Below are 14,599 nucleotides of genomic sequence, written 5' to 3'. Positions count from 1 at the left end.
CATCCGCACTCGCCAATCTGATATTGGCAGCCGCAAGCGCCGGCATGTGCTGGAACAGCTCGTCTTCCAGAGCTGCCATGAGCTTTTTCGCTTCGGAGACCGGCAGGTTTTCTTCGACGGCGATGGCAATGTCGGCGTGCAGCTTGTGACCGATCCACCGCGCCTTGGCCTCAACAATGCAGGCTCCAGGCACATGCGCGGCGGCATGGTGGATTTCGCCGATGACGTCAGGCTCTATACCGTCGAGCATGCGGGTCAGAACCGAGCGGGCCGACTGCCAGACGATGCCGAAAATGGCAAGCGTGATGAGCAGGCCGACAATCGGGTCGGCCAGCGGAAAACCGAGCCAGACCCCGAGCGCCCCGATGATTACGGCAAGGCTGGTCAGGCCGTCGGTGCGGGCATGGTAGCCGTCGGCAATGAGTGCGGCGCTGTTGATTTCTCGGCCGACGCGGATGCGGAACACCGCGACGGCCTCGTTGCCGAGAAAGCCGACAACGCCTGCCGCCATCAGCCAACCAAGGTGCGTCACCATTCGTGGATTTATCAAACGGTCTATGGCCTGATAGCCGGCGACGATAGCGCTGAACAGGATGATCCCGACGATGATGATCCCGGCCAGGTCCTCAACCCGGCCCAGGCCGTAGGTGAAGGTCGGCGACGGCTTACGCCGGGCTAGCATGAAGGCGATCCACAGCGGAATGGCGGTGGTGGCGTCACCGATGTTGTGGATCGTGTCGGCCAGCAGCGCCACGCTGCCCGACAGGACCACCACGACCATCTGCGTCGCCGCGGTGATTGCCAGGATGACGAACGACCATTTTATCGCCCAAATGCCCCGGTCGGTCGTCGCTATGGTCGCATCGATGACCCCGTGGCTATGCCTATGCGAGCCGTGCTCCTGACCATGCGCCCCGTGATCGTGTGAGCCGAAACCGAGCCAGTCGAGAATGCGTGCGCCGAGACTGCTCACAGGTATTTGACTGTTCACAGGTATTTCGCCAGTTGCTTGAGTTCCACCAGCGAGTTGCCGCCCGCTTCGGCGGTGTCGGTCAGGCAGTGCTCGATATGATCGTGGATCAGTTCGCGCTTTGCGCCGCTGATGGCGCTTTCCACGGCATGGAGCTGCTGCGCCAGGTCAACGCAAGGACGATGCGCCTCGAACATGGAAAGCACCGCCGCAAGGTGGCCTTGCGCACGCTTCAGACGCTTCACGATAGCGGGATGCGAACGGTGGACGCCTTCGGACATGCCTGCTTTCGTATCCTCCCCGGGAGGATAGAGTCAATCGTTCTGAGCCCACCTTTCCACTGTGTATCCTATCGGTTGAAGAAAAACCGTCAGCGTGCCCAGCGACTTGCCACCTTCTTGCAGGTAGTCCGCCGGCCGCCCGTATTATTTCGTGACCGTGTTGCGCTGGAACCTTCCCTCGCACCACGCGTTCGGGGCGCTGTATTCGCGATGCCTTATATTTAAGCAAGGCGACGGCGAATACCGGTGGGGAGGCAAAAGCATGGTTGGGAGGAGCATATTGTCATGTCGAACCGTGAAATTGGAACGTCCCACACATTGGGGCTGCGTGTCGGTGATCTCAAAGCCAGGATGCAAAGCGCCCGGATTACCGAGCATGAGATGAAAACCTTTCAGAAGGTCGCCGCCGTCATGGGAGGAGGTGAAGGCTCCCTGCGGCTCGATGCCGACGACCTGATTGCCGCGTCTTTCGTCATCGAGACGCTGGACGACCCCAGGTCGAATTGACGATCGTGGTGCCTCGACGATCAGCCAGGCACCACGTTGGAGCCAGGCAAGCGGCGCGTCCGAGGCTGGCGACCGCTTTCCTGACCGCAAATCTCCTGGCGCTTTGCCACCGAGACGGTGTCCGTCCGGTAGAGCGTCAGGAAATTTTCAAACACGCGATGATAGCGGAACCGAAGCCGCGCAGCAGGGCTCGCGGGCCGGCCCATGATCCGCGTCATCAGCGGCGTGACGCGGCATCACCGGCCACGCTGGGATACTCGTATACGAGAATCCACATATCCACCCTAGCTGCTTTCTGTTAGGCAAGGTCCGCAGGATGACGGGGAGAATGGTTTGCGCGGACTTGTCGACGGCTTGATGCAGAAACCGCTGACGGTGGCGGAGCAGGTGGCCAATGTGCTGCGCGAATCGATTGCCGAAGGCAGCCTGGCGGCGGGCACGCCACTGCGCCAGGACGACCTGGCCGAGCGCTTCGGCTTCAGCCGCATGCCGGTCCGCGATGCGCTTCGCCAGCTCGAAGCCGAAGGCATCGTTTCGATCCATCCGACCAAGGGCGCTCATGTCGCCAGGATGGAGGCTGCCGAGATCAGGGAGATTTTTGCGGTCCGCGCCCTGCTCGAAGGCGAAGCGCTGCGGCTCTCGGTGCCGAAGCTCGGCAACGAGAAGCTCGACGAGGCCGGCTATGTGCTCAACCAGATCGATGCCGAGCCGAATGTCGGCCGCTGGGGGACGCTGAACCGCGCCTTTCACCTGGCGCTTTACAGCGCCTGCGGCAACGCCCGGCTGCTCGGCCTCATCGAAGCCCACCACAATGCGGCCGACCGCTACGTTCGCGTTCTCCTGTCCAACCTCAACTATCGCAGCCGCTCGCAGTCGGAGCACCGCGACCTGTTGACGACCTGCCGCCATCGCGACGCCGAGGCCGCCGTTCGCGTCTTGAAAAAACACCTCGGCGACGGCATCGAAACGCTCGCCCAGGCTGGAGATGGGCTGGCGGGAAAGTCCTGACCTTGCCGGAACGCTCACGCAAGCAAATGACGCCACGGCCGAACACCGGCCGGCCACGCCTCCCGCCTAGCGCCGGAGCCAATCCGCCAGGAGTCAGCCTTTGCCGGGCGCTGTCGAAACTCGGCCTGTGCTCGCGCAAGCAGGCGGAGGTTCTGGTCGCCGAAGGGCGCGTTCGGGTCGCCGGCAAAGTCGTGCGCAACGGCTCGATGCGCGTCGATCCCGGCCGCGACCGCATAGAGGTCGACGGCAGCCGGGTCGTCGCCGAGCGCAAGGTCTATCTGATGATCAACAAGCCGCGCGGCCTGGTCACCACCCGCGACGATCCGCAGGACCGCGGCACCGTCTATGACTGCCTGGCCGGGGTCGCCCTGCCCTTCGTGTCGCCGGTCGGCCGCCTCGACAAGGCCAGCGAAGGCCTGCTCCTGATGACCAACGATACGCGCTTCGCCCAGCGTCTGCTCGACCCCGCCTTTCACGTCGCCAAGATCTATCACGTGCAGATCGGCGCCCTGCCCGACGAGGCCATGCTGGCGCGGTTGCGCGCCGGCGCGACGGTCGACGGCGAGGATTTGAGGGCGCGGTCGATCGAAATCCTGCGCAGCGGCACCAGCACCGCCTGGCTCGAAATCACCCTCGGCGCGGGCCGCAACCGCCACATTCGCCGGCTGCTCGGTGCGCAGGATGTCGAGGTGCTTCGCCTGGTGCGGGTGGCGATCGGTCCGTTGCAGCTCGGCAAGCTCGCCAAGGGCAAGGCACGCCACCTCACCGCCGAAGAGCTGGCGCTGTTTCAGGCGTGAGCGAAAACCCATCGCTCTCCCTTCTCCCCTTGTGGGAGAAGGTGGCCGGGCGAAGCTCGGTCGGATGAGGGGTGTTCCAGCTTGGCGCCAACAGCGCTCCGTCCAACACCCCTCAACCGTCTTGGCGCTACGCGCCAATCCACCTTCTCCCACAAGGGGAGAAGGGAAAGGGGCGGCCCTGCTGCCCGGCCTTGACCATTACTCGGCCGGAACCGGGCTAAGGCCGGGGTCGCCCATCGAGTGCGGCCTGGTTTCCTTGCGTGCCGAGGCACGGGCGAGCACGCTCTGCCGGTTGACCGATTTGCGCTCGGCATCGATGCGCTGGATCAGGATTTCGGCTCGCTCGATTGAACCGAGCAGGGCCAGGATCGTGCCGCGTTCGGCGGCGCCCGCATTCGGTCCGAGCGCCAGCGTGCGGGCGCGCAGTTCCTCGACCTCCGGAAGATTGACATGCCCGGCCGGCAGATTCGGGTCGGAGATGCCGTAAGTCGGCAAGATCTCCCGCAGCGAAGCATCGAGCTTGCTCAACGCGACGTTGACGATGGCCTGCGCCGGGCTGCTGAACTTCTCGCGCCGCACGCGGCGCGCCACTTGATGCATCGATTCCGTCAGGGCAGCGGTGAAGTCGGCTTCCTCGATCAGGCTGGCGATCAGGTCGAGCTGGTCGTAAGGCAGATCCTCCTTCATCAGTTCGGCGGTGTAGGCACGGATATCGCGGCTGAGGATGTCGGTTGCGAGATAGTGCTCGCCCGGATCCGACGGCGCCCTCTTGGACGAGCGTGCGATGTCGAGGAACATGGCGCCGGCTTGCAGGTGACGAGCCGTCTCCTGCTGAACGGCGGGAACGGCCTTGGCAAAATCGCCGGCCAGCTTGCGGTCGAGGAATTTCGGCGTCGAGAAATCCTCGGCGTCCTCGGCATCCGTGTGGCCGACACGCGACAGAACCCGCTCGAACATGCCGATGAACGGGAACAGCAACAATGTGTTGAAGACGTTGAAGAAGGTCGAGTAGATGCCGACCGCGACCGGCACCAGGGGGAAGGTCTCCTTGCCGTCGACGATCACCGGAACGGCGGGATCGCCGCCGAAGAACTGCATGACCCATCCCAGGATCTCGATGGAGACGAAGAACAGCGGGATGGTGATGGACACGCCGATGATGTTGAACGAGATGTGCGCGTAAGCTGTGCGCTTGGCGTTCTTCGAAAGATTGAGCGAAGCCATCCACGAGGTGAACGTGGTGCCGAGATCGGCGCCGAGCGAGAAGGCGACGGCGGTGGTCCAGTCGAGAATGCCGGCGGCGCCAAGGCCCATCACAATGCCGATCGTCGCCGAGGACGAATGGATCATGGCGGTCACGCCGGCGGCGATGAACACGCATTTGAGAAGGTTGAGATAGGAGTCGGCCGTGAGGGTTTGCAGCAGGGCCATGATTTCGGGCAGGTTGCGAAGCGGACGCAGGCCGCCGGTCATCAGGTTGAGGCCATAGAAAATCAGCGCGAAGCCGATGCAGGCGAGCGCTATGTTCTTGACCTTTTCGCTTTTGGCGAAGCAGTAGACCAGCGAGAACACGCCGGCCAGGATCAATCCGAGCGGACCGAGCGGCAGGGCGATGAGCCCGTTGCCGAGCGTGGTGCCGATATTGGCGCCCATGATCACGCTGATCGCCGGTCGAAGCGCGATGACGCCGGCATTGACCAGGCCGACGACCATGACGCTCATCGCCGTCGACGACTGGATGACGCCGGTGATCAATGTTCCTGCCAGCACGCCCTTGATCGGCGTTCCGGCAGCCTTGGCGAGAAAGGCGCGCATCCGGTTGACCGACAGCGCCTGGATGCCGTTTGCCATGAAGTCGAGGCCGAGCATGAAAATGCCCAACCCGCCGATCACCGGCACGAGGATGTCCTTGAAGATATCTATGTCCATGTCACGCAGTCCCCAACAAGCCGTCACCACGGCGCGATATGACGTTCAGTTCAGGTGCTGCGCGAAGCAGCAGCCTGGCTCTTCCGCTCAGTTTCCGACGGGCTCTTGCCTTGCCCAGTATTGTTCGACCTGATCGACGAGCGTCTTCGGCAGCGGCACATAGCCGAGTGCGGCGGCATCGCCCGCACCTTGTGCGAAGGCGAGCCGGAAAAGGTCGTGCACGCGGCGATAGCGATGTTCCGAACGGCCCGAGACCTGAACGATCGCGAACACTGCCGTGCTGATCGGATAGGCGGCGTCGCCGTCTCGATCGGTCAGCGAAGCGAAGAAATCGGTCGTTTGCGCCCAGTCGATGGATGTCGCGGCGGCCTGCACGCCCTCCGGCTCCGGCTTGACGAACTTGCCGGATCTGTTCTCGATTAGCGCGTAGGAAAGGCTTGCACGGTGGGCCTGGCCGGATTCGGCATAGGCGATCGCGCCTTTTGTGTCGTGCACGGCTCGAATGAGGTTCTGTGTGCCTTCCGCATCGGCGCCGAGCGGCCACGAGATCAGCGTATCGGCGCCGTATTTGGCCTTCCACTCGTCGCTGACCGCCGACAGATACTCCGTGAAGACAAAGGTCGAGCCGGAGCCATCCTTGCGGTGTAGGACGCTGATCCTGAGATCGGGGAGCGTCAGATCCGGATTCGCCGCCTTGATCGCAGGATCGGACCACGACTGGATCTTGCCCAGATAGATGTCGGCCAGAAGCGGCCCCGTCAGGCGAAGGCTTCCCGGGCCGATGCCGTCGAGATTGACGACGACGGCGATGGCGCCCATCACGATCGGAAACTGCTGGCGGCCGGCTTTCCTGAGGTCGGCGGCATTGATCGGCGCATCCGTCGCGGCAAAGTCCATGTCCGGCTGGTCGAGACGCAGGACGCCGGCGAGCGAGCCGACGATTTCATAATCAACCTTCCAATCGGGCGAGATATAGTCGCCGCCATCGGCGCGGGCGCTCTCGTAGGCCGTCGCCCATTTGCCGATGATCGGGGCGGCTAGCGTCGATCCGGCGCCGCGAATAGGCTCGGCTTGTGCAGCGGCCCCGATCATCAAGGCAACAGCGAGCGTGAGGGCGCCACTTGATTCCGCTATTTTCGCCCATTTGCGCCGTAGCAGCGCAAAGCTTGCTGGAAACATAATCGCGATCCCCCGACTATACTGCGCAAAAAAATAGCTAGTTTTCAGTTTTTGGCAGATATCAACAGTCATCCGCCCGGCGAGCGAACGCCGGCCGAGAAACAACATAGCTCATCGTATGAACCTTGGTTAACGATTGGATGACAAAGATCTTTGTGGGCGAAATTTTTTATTTCGAATTTCCGCGATCGCCTTGTCCGCCTGTCCTTAGGACTCGAAAAATTGGAGGTCCGATGCACTGATTTCCAACGTTGCGCCTCGCGCGGCTCACCCTTCTCCCCTTGTGGGAGAAGGTGTCGCCGAAGGCGACGGATGAGGGGTGTTCCAGCTTGGCAACGACGGCGCTCCGTCCAACACCCCTCAACCGTCTTGGCGCTGCGCGCCAATCCACCTTCTCCCACAAGGGGAGAAGGGAGAAGGAAGTCTACAACCCTTACTTCGCGTCGTGGAAGATGATGCCCACGGTGTGGCGTATGCCGGAGCGAATCCGGCTGACCCCGTGCCTGAGATTGACGCGGTAGCTGCCTTTGCTGCCCTGGACCGGGCGATTGTGGACCGCAAAAGCGACTGCATCGCCCTGGCGCAGCGGCACCACCTCGGCGCGGCTCTGCATGCGCGGACGCTGTTCGGTCAGCACGAACTCGCCACCGGTGAAATCCTTATCCGGCTCGGACAGCAGGATCGCCACCTGCAGCGGGAAGGCAAGATCGCCGTAGAGATCCTGATGCAGGCAATTGAAGTCGCCAGGACCATATTGCAGCAGGAGGGGCGTCGGCCGCGTCTGGCCCTGCTCGTGGCATTGCTTGAGGAACGCGGCGTGTTCGCCCGGGTAGCGCTGGGCGATGCCCATGCGCGCGTTCCAGTCGTTGGCGACCGCGGCCAGGTGCGGGTAGAGTGCGGTGCGCAAGCCGCCGATCAGGTCGGGCAAGGGATAGCGGAAATAGCGATACTCGCCCTTGCCGAAGCCGTGCCGCGCCATGTGGACATGGCTGCGGAAATGGCTTTCGTCGGGATAGAGCCCGGCGATCTCTCGGCACTCCTGCGGCGTCAGGAGCTTTTCCATCACCGCGCAGCCATAGCCGCTCATTTCCTCGGCCAATGCCTGCCAATCATATCCGGCGACCCGCGCTTCCGCCGATGGGACCGCTGCCTTCGAACCTATCGAATGAAGGGTCATGGCTTTTCCTCCTTTGGGCTCTTCTGCCATCAGAGATGGGTGAAACAGCGCGTGCAAACCACCCGTTTCCTGCCAACGGGTTACGCACAGCTGCTTTCACCCGCCGCCATGTCATGGATTTCGGCAAAATCGGGCCCATATCCCTGATAGGGAGCTTTGAGCGTGAAACTCGCGCGTGTAGCCCTGATTGCCGCGGCTTTTGTAGCCGTTGTGGCTGTTTGTTCCTCTTCCGCAACCGGAGAGGCGAACGGCCGGGAGAGGACTGCGCTGCGCATCGAGATAGACGGCGCCATCGGTCCGGCGAGCGCCATGCAGTTCGAGGAAGCGCTGGCGGTGGCCGCAGAGCGGAACGCCGAGGTTTTTATCCTGCAGATGGACACGCCCGGCGGGTTGGTCACCAGCATGCGTGAGATCATCGCCGACATCCTCGCCTCGCCGGTTCCCGTCATCGGCTATGTCGCGCCCGCCGGCGGGCATGCGGCGAGCGCCGGAACCTACATCCTCTACGCAACCCATGTGGCGGCGATGGCGCCCGGCACCAATCTGGGCGCGGCAACGCCAATCGAGATGGGCGGGCCGCTGCCATCCTTTCCCGGCGGCGACGACAAGAACAATGCCCCAGAAGCCGGCAAGGACCCGAAGAGCCCACCGGCGGGCGATGCGATGATCGCCAAGGCGACGAACGACGCGGTTGCCCTGATCCGCAGCCTGGCTGAACTGCGTGGGCGCAATGCCGATTGGGGTGAAAAGGCGGTGCGCGAGGCGGCCAGCCTGTCGGCCAACGCGGCGCTGCAGGAGCGTGTCGTCGACTTCGTCGCCCGCGACACGACCGAACTGCTTCAGCTGGCTGACGGCCGGACGGTGGAAATAGCCGGCAGGAAAGAGGTGTTGGCGACCAAAGGGTTGCCGGTTGAAACGCTGGAGCCCGGCTGGCTCATCCGGCTTCTCGCCGTCATCACCGACCCGAACATCGCCGTGATCCTGATGCTGATCGGCGTTTATGGTCTCGTCTTCGAGTTCACCAGCCCAGGTGCGGTTGCGCCCGGCGTGGTCGGCACGATCTGCCTGCTGCTTGGGCTCTATGCGCTCAACCTCCTGCCGATCAGCTATGCCGGCCTTGCCTTGATGCTGCTCGGCATCATCTTCCTCGTCGTCGAAGTCTTTAATCCCACAGTGGTCCTTGGGCTGGGAGGCGTGGCTGCGTTTCTGCTGGGCGCTGCCATGCTGCTCAGGATCGAGGGACCCGGCTTCGAGATGTCCTGGGCCGTTATCGGCACCGCCGCCGTCCTGACGCTCGGCCTGGCGCTGCTGACCGGCAGCTATCTGTGGGCGACCCGCAAGAAAGTTTCGCGTGTTGGCGCACAGGCCATGCAAGGGCTGCCGGCCAAGGTCCTCGACTGGGAGGGCGGCGAGGGCCACGTGCTTGCCCGGGGCGAGCGCTGGCGGGCGACGGCCGACGAACCCTTCGCAGTGGGCGACAGCGTCGAGGTGGCTGATGTCAGGGGTCTCGTGCTGACGATACGGCGCCGCAATCTGAGAAGCGATGGAGCAAAGCAATGATCATCGGCTACGTGGCCTATCTGGTAGCAGCGCTCGTCGTGCTCATGTTCCTGTCCGCGGCGATTCGCATCCTGAGGGAATATCAGCGCGGCGTGGTCTTCACGCTCGGCCGCTTCACCGGGGTCAAGGGGCCCGGCCTGATCATCCTCATCCCGTTCGTTCAGCAGATGGTGAAGGTCGATCTGCGAGTGGTGGTCCAGGACGTGCCGCCGCAGGACGTGATCTCGCGCGACAACGTTTCGGTGAAGGTCAACGCGGTGCTGTATTTTCGTATCGTCGACGCCGAGCGGGCGGTGATCCAGGTCGAGGACTTCATGACCGCCACCAACCAGCTGGCACAGACCACGTTGCGCTCGGTGCTCGGCAAGCATGAGCTCGATGAAATGCTGGCCGAACGTGACAAGCTCAACAGCGATATCCAGGAGATTCTCGACCAGCGGACCGATGCCTGGGGCATCAAGGTCTCCGATGTCGAGATCAAGCATGTCGACCTCAACGAGAACATGGTCCGTGCCATCGCCAAGCAGGCCGAGGCCGAACGGCTGCGGCGCGCCAAAGTGATCAATGCCGACGGCGAACAGCAGGCGGCGGCAAAACTCGTCGAGGCCGGCAAGATGCTGTCCGAGACACCGCAAGCCATGCAGCTGCGCTATTTCGAGGCTCTTCATGACATCGCCGGTGAGCGCTCGTCGACGGTGGTGTTTCCGGTGCCGATGGATCTGCTCGGCCATTTCATCAAGCAGGGCGGGGAGAAGTGAGTTCGCCGACGGATCGGTGTCCAGCTTCTATCTGGCGCTCTTTGGTGTATAGCCGAAGCGACGACGAAAGCAGCGATTGAAGTACGATACGTCGCTGAATCCGCTTGTCATGGCAATTTCGCTGACCCGCATGCCGAAAGCCCCCTCTCCGGCCGCTTCTCGGCCACCTCTCCCACTTTCGTGGGGCGAGGAACCCAGGTCTTGAGAGGGACAGGCCTCCCGCCAGACATTCCCCGCAAGAGTCCCACAAGGGAGAGATCCGCAGTTTCGCCGTCTCACCCCTAAATCAGCTTCTCCAGCGTGATCGGCAAATCCCGCACTCTTTTGCCGGTGGCGTGGAACACCGCATTGGCGATCGCCGGCGCCACGCCGACGATGCCCAGCTCGCCAACGCCCTTGCCGCCGAGCACCGAAGAATGCGGGTCGGGGATGCCGACCGAGATCACCTCGATGTCGGGAATGTCGGCATTGGTCGCTATGAGATAGTCGGCCAGGTTGTTGTTGACGATGCGGCCGTGGCGGCGGTCGACGATGCCTTCCTCGAGCAGCGCCTGGCCTATACCCATGATGATGCCGCCCTTCCACTGGCTTTCGGCGAGCTTGGGATTGTAGAGCCGGCCCGAATCGAGCGCCGACACCACGCGCGACACGCGAACCGTGCCAAAGTCCTCGTCGACGCGCACCTCGATGAAATGCGCACACCAGCTGTGGCGGGAATAGTCGCCCTCGGTGTGCGACAGCGCCATCGCGATGGTTGTATTGTTCTTATAGCGATCCTCCGCCGTCCAATTGGCGGGCGTGGTGTCGCCCATCGCCTCGATCTGGCTGCGTCCGACGCTGCCGAGCAGCTCGGCAATAAAGACCTCAGGGCCGTCGCCACGCGGCGACTTTATGCGGCCGTTCGCCACAACCAGCGTGTTGGCCTGCAGCGCATGGAACGGCGAATTTGGATCGCTGATCGCCAGCCCGACCAGCTCATCGAGCGCGGCAGCCGCCGCCTTGTGCACGGCGCCGGTCATCACGCCGGCCAGCCGCGAACCGCCGGTGACGCCGGTGCGGGCATAGCGGGAGTCGCCCAGCTTCACCACGACGTTCTCAGCCGGCACGCCCACCACTTCGGCGGCGGTCTGCGCCAGGATCGTATAAGTGCCCTGCCCCATGTCGATGCTCGAGCTTTCGACCTCGACGGAGCCGTCGGCGAGGATGCGCACCATCGCCTCGCCATAGGCGCGCCGCACCGGATAGGTGCCGGCGGCAACGCCCCAGCCGATCAGCTGGTTGCCGTCGCGCATCGAGCGCGGCTCTGGGCTGCGCTTCGACCAGCCGAAGGCCTCAGCTCCCGCGGCAAAAGCCTCGCGCAGTTGTCGTGTCGACCATTGCTTTTTCGCCTCTTGATCCTGCTCGGCGTAGTTCCTGAGCCGGATTTCCAGCGGATCGATGCCGACCTCGTAAGCCAGTTCGTCGATCGCGCTTTCGATGCCGAAGGCGCTCGGGTTCTCGCCCGGCGCGCGCAAAGCCCCCGGCACCACCGTGTTTACCCGCACGACATTCTGCCGCGACGAGAAATTCGGCGTCGCATACATGATCGAGGTCACCGAACCGAGCGGCTCGACCCACATACCGTCGACCGAGGTTTCGTTGACGCCGCGATGGACGATCGACTGGATCTTTCCCTCGGCGTCGGCGCCGAGAGCCACCGTCTGGCGAGTCGCCGCCCGTCCGCCATAGGCGGTGAAGGTCTGCGGCCTGGTGACCGCCAGCTTCACCGGCCGTCCCAGCATTTTCGCGGCCATCGCCGCCACCGCGCCATAGCCGTAAGCGAACGCCTTGGAGCCGAAGCCGCCGCCGATATAGGGCGAGACCAGGCGCACATTCTCGAACGGCACGCCGAACCATTCGGCATAGGTCCGCGCCATGCCGTCGAGCCATTGGCTGGGCTCCCACACCGTCAGCCGGTCGTCCTGCCAGTGCGCGATCAGCCCATGCGGCTCCATCGGCGCCTGGTATTCGCGTGGCGTGTTGTAGGCGGCGCAGATCCGCACCGGGGCGGCGGCGAAAACCACCTGCGCATCGCCCCACTCCTTCGTCATCGCGTCGATCGGAATGCCGTCGCCGGCCTTCGCATCGCTAAGGTCGACGATCGCCGGCGTCTCGTCATAGGCGACCCTGACCAGTGCCGCGGCCGCGACGGCCTGCTCGAAACTCTCTGCCACCACCGCCGCGACATGCTGACCGCTGAAAGTGATGTCGCGCGCCAGCGGGCAATACGGAATATCCGGCGGCGGCGTGCCCAGCCAGTCGGTTGCGGTGTTGAGGCGCAACGCATTGTCCGGCGTAAGCACCAAAAGCACGCCCGGCGCGCTTTCAGCCGCTGCCGTGTCGATCGAACGCACCTTGCCGGCAGCAATCGTGCTCTCGACGAGAACGGCATGGCTCAGCCCTTCGAGCTGCTGCTCGACCGCGTATTTTGCGGCGCCGGTGATCTTGGCCGATCCATCGACGCGCGACAGCCGCCCGCCCACTGCCTCCGCGAAGATGGCGCCGTCGAAAGAGTCGCCCCTCTTCGAATCGCCCCTCTTCGAATCGCCGTGTCTGGTTCTGATCTCGTGAACGGTCATGCCGTTTCTCCCATCTTGAGGATGGCGCGGGCGACGACGCGCGGCGCCAGTTCGATCTTGTAATGGTTGGCGCCATGGTCGACGGCGCCTTCGATGGCGAGCAGGCTGGCGCGCCGGACCGTATCAGACTCCAGAACCTTGCCTTTCAGCGCCTCTTCGACGGCGCGTGCGCGCCATGGCTTGGTGGCAACGCCGCCGAGCGCCACGCGCAAATCCTTGATCCTCCTTCCGTCGGCCTCGAACTCGATGCCGACAGCGGCGCTTGCGGCAGCGAATTCGTAGGATTGCCGGTCGCGGACTTTCAGATAGGTCGAGCGCTGGGCGGCCGCGGAAGCAGGAATGCTGATCGCGGTGATCACCTCACCTGGCGCGATCGCATGCTCCCTGTCGGGCGTGGCGCCCGGCAGCAGAAAAAAGTCGTCGACCGCGACCTGGCGGTCGCCGAGGTGGACTGTTGCGTCGAAGGCGACCAGCGCCGTCACCAGATCGCCCGGATAGGTGGCGATGCAGGCCTCGCTGGTGCCGAGCACGGCATGGCCACGGGTGACGCCGCCGATCGCCGAGCAGCCGCTGCCGGGCGTGCGCTTGTTACAGGCGGGAAAATTCGCCGGATCGCGGAAATACGGACAGCGCGTGCGCTGCATCAGATTGCCGCCGATGGTCGCCATGTTGCGGAGCTGCGCCGAGGCCGCCTGCCACAGCGCTTCCGAGACGGCGGGGAACCGGCTCTTGATGGCGGCATGGTCGGCGACGCTGCTCATCTTTGCCAGCGCGCCGATCATGGCGCCCCGGTCGTCGACCGTGATCCTATCCAGTCCCTTGAGATGAGTGATGTCGACCACGGTGTCGGGTTCGGCGACGCCGCATTTGGCGAGATCGACGAGCGTGGTGCCGCCGGCCAGCAGCATGGCGCCGGGCAGCGCCGCCGCCTGGCGTGCCGCATCGACGGAATTGGCGCGCAGATACGAAAAATCCCTCATGACGCGGTCTCCATGGATGACGCAAGCTCCAGTGCCGCCTGGCGCACGGCGGCGACGATGTGCGGATAGGCGCCGCAGCGGCAGAGATTGCCGGCCATATATTCGCGGATCTCGTCATCCGAACCGGCATGGCCTTCGCTGATGCAGGCAACCGCCGACATGATCTGGCCCGGCGTGCAGTAACCGCACTGGAAGGCGTCCTGTTCGAGAAAGGCGGCCTGCACCGCGTGCAGCGTGCCGTCGCCCTCGGCAAGCCCTTCGATGGTGCTGACCGCCCTGCCCTCGGCCTGGGCAGCGAGCGTCAGGCAGGCGAGCACGCGCTGGCCGTCGACATGCACGGTGCAGGCGCCGCATTGGCCCTGGTCGCAGCCTTTCTTGGTGCCGGTCAGGCCGAGACGATCGCGCAAGGCGTCGAGCAGCGTGACGCGCGGCTCGACCTCCAGTTCATGGCGATGTCCGTTGATTTGAAGGTGGATGGGAATTCGGGTTTTGCTTGTCATGGGGCGTCTGGCTCCAGTTGCTGACGCGGTGCGGCAAGAGCACCAAGGGATGGCGAAGCGATGGTGAGGGGGCTAATCTCCCCCTTGAGGGGGAGATGACCGGCAGGCCAGAGGGGGTCGCCTCGCGTAAAGCGCCAACCTGCACTGTCGCAAGGGAGGAGGCCGCGCCCAGTCGAACCGACCCCCCTCGCCTTCGGCGACATCTCCCCCTCGAGGGGGATTGCGCTGCCATCGGCTTGCAAGCTCTGAGTACGTGACATCCCGGCTCCCCTGACTATATGATAAAGGTGCCCCACTAAAACGGAGGCGCCTCCGTTTATTACGTGGGGGCTGAG

The 14,599-nt window shown here is 63.9% G+C and carries 12 protein-coding genes and 2 pseudogenes; 5 read left to right on the top strand and 9 right to left on the bottom strand.

Annotation, left to right across the window (positions count from 1 at the left end):
- Position 1 precedes the first annotated feature (1 nt).
- Both EN807_RS14565 and EN807_RS14560 read right to left on the bottom strand, forming a co-directional pair.
- A pseudogene (locus tag EN807_RS14565) lies at positions 2-979 on the bottom strand (cation diffusion facilitator family transporter); the annotation flags it as partial.
- Positions 980-987: 8 nt separating this feature from the next.
- The gene (locus EN807_RS14560; RefSeq protein WP_135935409.1) at positions 988-1,251 is read right to left on the bottom strand and encodes a metal-sensing transcriptional repressor; all 264 of its coding nucleotides are present in this window, start codon (positions 1,249-1,251) and stop codon (positions 988-990) included.
- A gap of 285 nt (positions 1,252-1,536) precedes the next feature.
- Here EN807_RS14560 and EN807_RS14555 point away from each other — a divergent pair, with 285 nt between their 5' ends.
- From EN807_RS14555 to EN807_RS14545, 3 genes are all read left to right on the top strand, one after another.
- Positions 1,537-1,758, top strand: coding sequence for a hypothetical protein (locus tag EN807_RS14555; RefSeq protein ID WP_135935408.1), 222 nt, complete (start codon positions 1,537-1,539; stop codon positions 1,756-1,758).
- A 357-nt stretch (positions 1,759-2,115) separates the two neighbouring features.
- Entirely contained in the window at positions 2,116-2,766 is a 651-nt protein-coding gene (locus EN807_RS14550) for a GntR family transcriptional regulator (protein ID WP_135935883.1), read from the top strand.
- Positions 2,767-2,792: 26 nt separating this feature from the next.
- Positions 2,793-3,563: a pseudouridine synthase gene (locus tag EN807_RS14545; protein WP_135935882.1), complete on the top strand. Its 771-nt coding sequence runs from the start codon at positions 2,793-2,795 to the stop codon at positions 3,561-3,563.
- Positions 3,564-3,761: 198 nt separating this feature from the next.
- Here EN807_RS14545 and EN807_RS14540 read toward each other — a convergent pair whose 3' ends face one another.
- From EN807_RS14540 to EN807_RS14530, 3 genes are all read right to left on the bottom strand, one after another.
- Positions 3,762-5,492, bottom strand: a complete 1,731-nt coding sequence (locus tag EN807_RS14540) for a Na/Pi symporter (RefSeq protein WP_135935407.1) — start codon at positions 5,490-5,492, stop codon at positions 3,762-3,764.
- Between the two features lie 87 nt (positions 5,493-5,579).
- Entirely contained in the window at positions 5,580-6,671 is a 1,092-nt protein-coding gene (gene pstS / locus EN807_RS14535; protein WP_135935406.1) for a phosphate ABC transporter substrate-binding protein PstS, read from the bottom strand.
- 433 nt (positions 6,672-7,104) lie between these two features.
- Positions 7,105-7,848 (bottom strand): 2OG-Fe(II) oxygenase, encoded by a 744-nt coding sequence (locus tag EN807_RS14530; RefSeq protein ID WP_135935405.1) that lies wholly within the window; start codon positions 7,846-7,848, stop codon positions 7,105-7,107.
- Between the two features lie 162 nt (positions 7,849-8,010).
- On the opposite strand from EN807_RS14530, the gene EN807_RS14525 reads away from it, so the two are divergent.
- Positions 8,011-9,408, top strand: a complete 1,398-nt coding sequence (locus EN807_RS14525; protein WP_135935404.1) for a nodulation protein NfeD — start codon at positions 8,011-8,013, stop codon at positions 9,406-9,408.
- Entirely contained in the window at positions 9,405-10,166 is a 762-nt protein-coding gene (locus tag EN807_RS14520) for a slipin family protein (RefSeq protein WP_127314743.1), read from the top strand. The genes EN807_RS14525 and EN807_RS14520 overlap by 4 nt, the downstream gene beginning before the upstream one ends.
- Positions 10,167-10,193: 27 nt before the next feature.
- On the opposite strand, the pseudogene EN807_RS14515 reads toward EN807_RS14520, so the two are convergent.
- The 4 genes and pseudogenes from EN807_RS14515 to EN807_RS14500 form a co-directional block, all read right to left on the bottom strand.
- A pseudogene (locus EN807_RS14515) lies at positions 10,194-10,295 on the bottom strand (AraC family transcriptional regulator); the annotation flags it as partial.
- Positions 10,296-10,447: 152 nt separating this feature from the next.
- Positions 10,448-12,784 carry a xanthine dehydrogenase family protein molybdopterin-binding subunit gene (locus EN807_RS14510; protein ID WP_135935403.1) on the bottom strand — a complete coding sequence of 779 codons (2,337 nt, stop codon included), beginning with the start codon at positions 12,782-12,784 and terminating at the stop codon, positions 10,448-10,450.
- Complete coding sequence (locus EN807_RS14505) at positions 12,781-13,764, bottom strand: xanthine dehydrogenase family protein subunit M (protein WP_135935402.1); 984 nt, start codon at positions 13,762-13,764, stop codon at positions 12,781-12,783. Before EN807_RS14505 ends, EN807_RS14510 begins: the two co-directional genes overlap by 4 nt.
- Positions 13,761-14,264: a (2Fe-2S)-binding protein gene (locus EN807_RS14500; protein WP_135935401.1), complete on the bottom strand. Its 504-nt coding sequence runs from the start codon at positions 14,262-14,264 to the stop codon at positions 13,761-13,763. Before EN807_RS14500 ends, EN807_RS14505 begins: the two co-directional genes overlap by 4 nt.
- Positions 14,265-14,599: the final 335 nt, after the last annotated feature.

The sequence above is a fragment of the Mesorhizobium sp. M5C.F.Ca.ET.164.01.1.1 genome, from assembly GCF_004792125.1.
Lineage (GTDB): Bacteria > Pseudomonadota > Alphaproteobacteria > Rhizobiales > Rhizobiaceae > Mesorhizobium > Mesorhizobium wenxiniae.
Note: the sequence above shows the minus strand (reverse complement) of the source record. Positions and strands in the feature narration are given on the sequence as shown.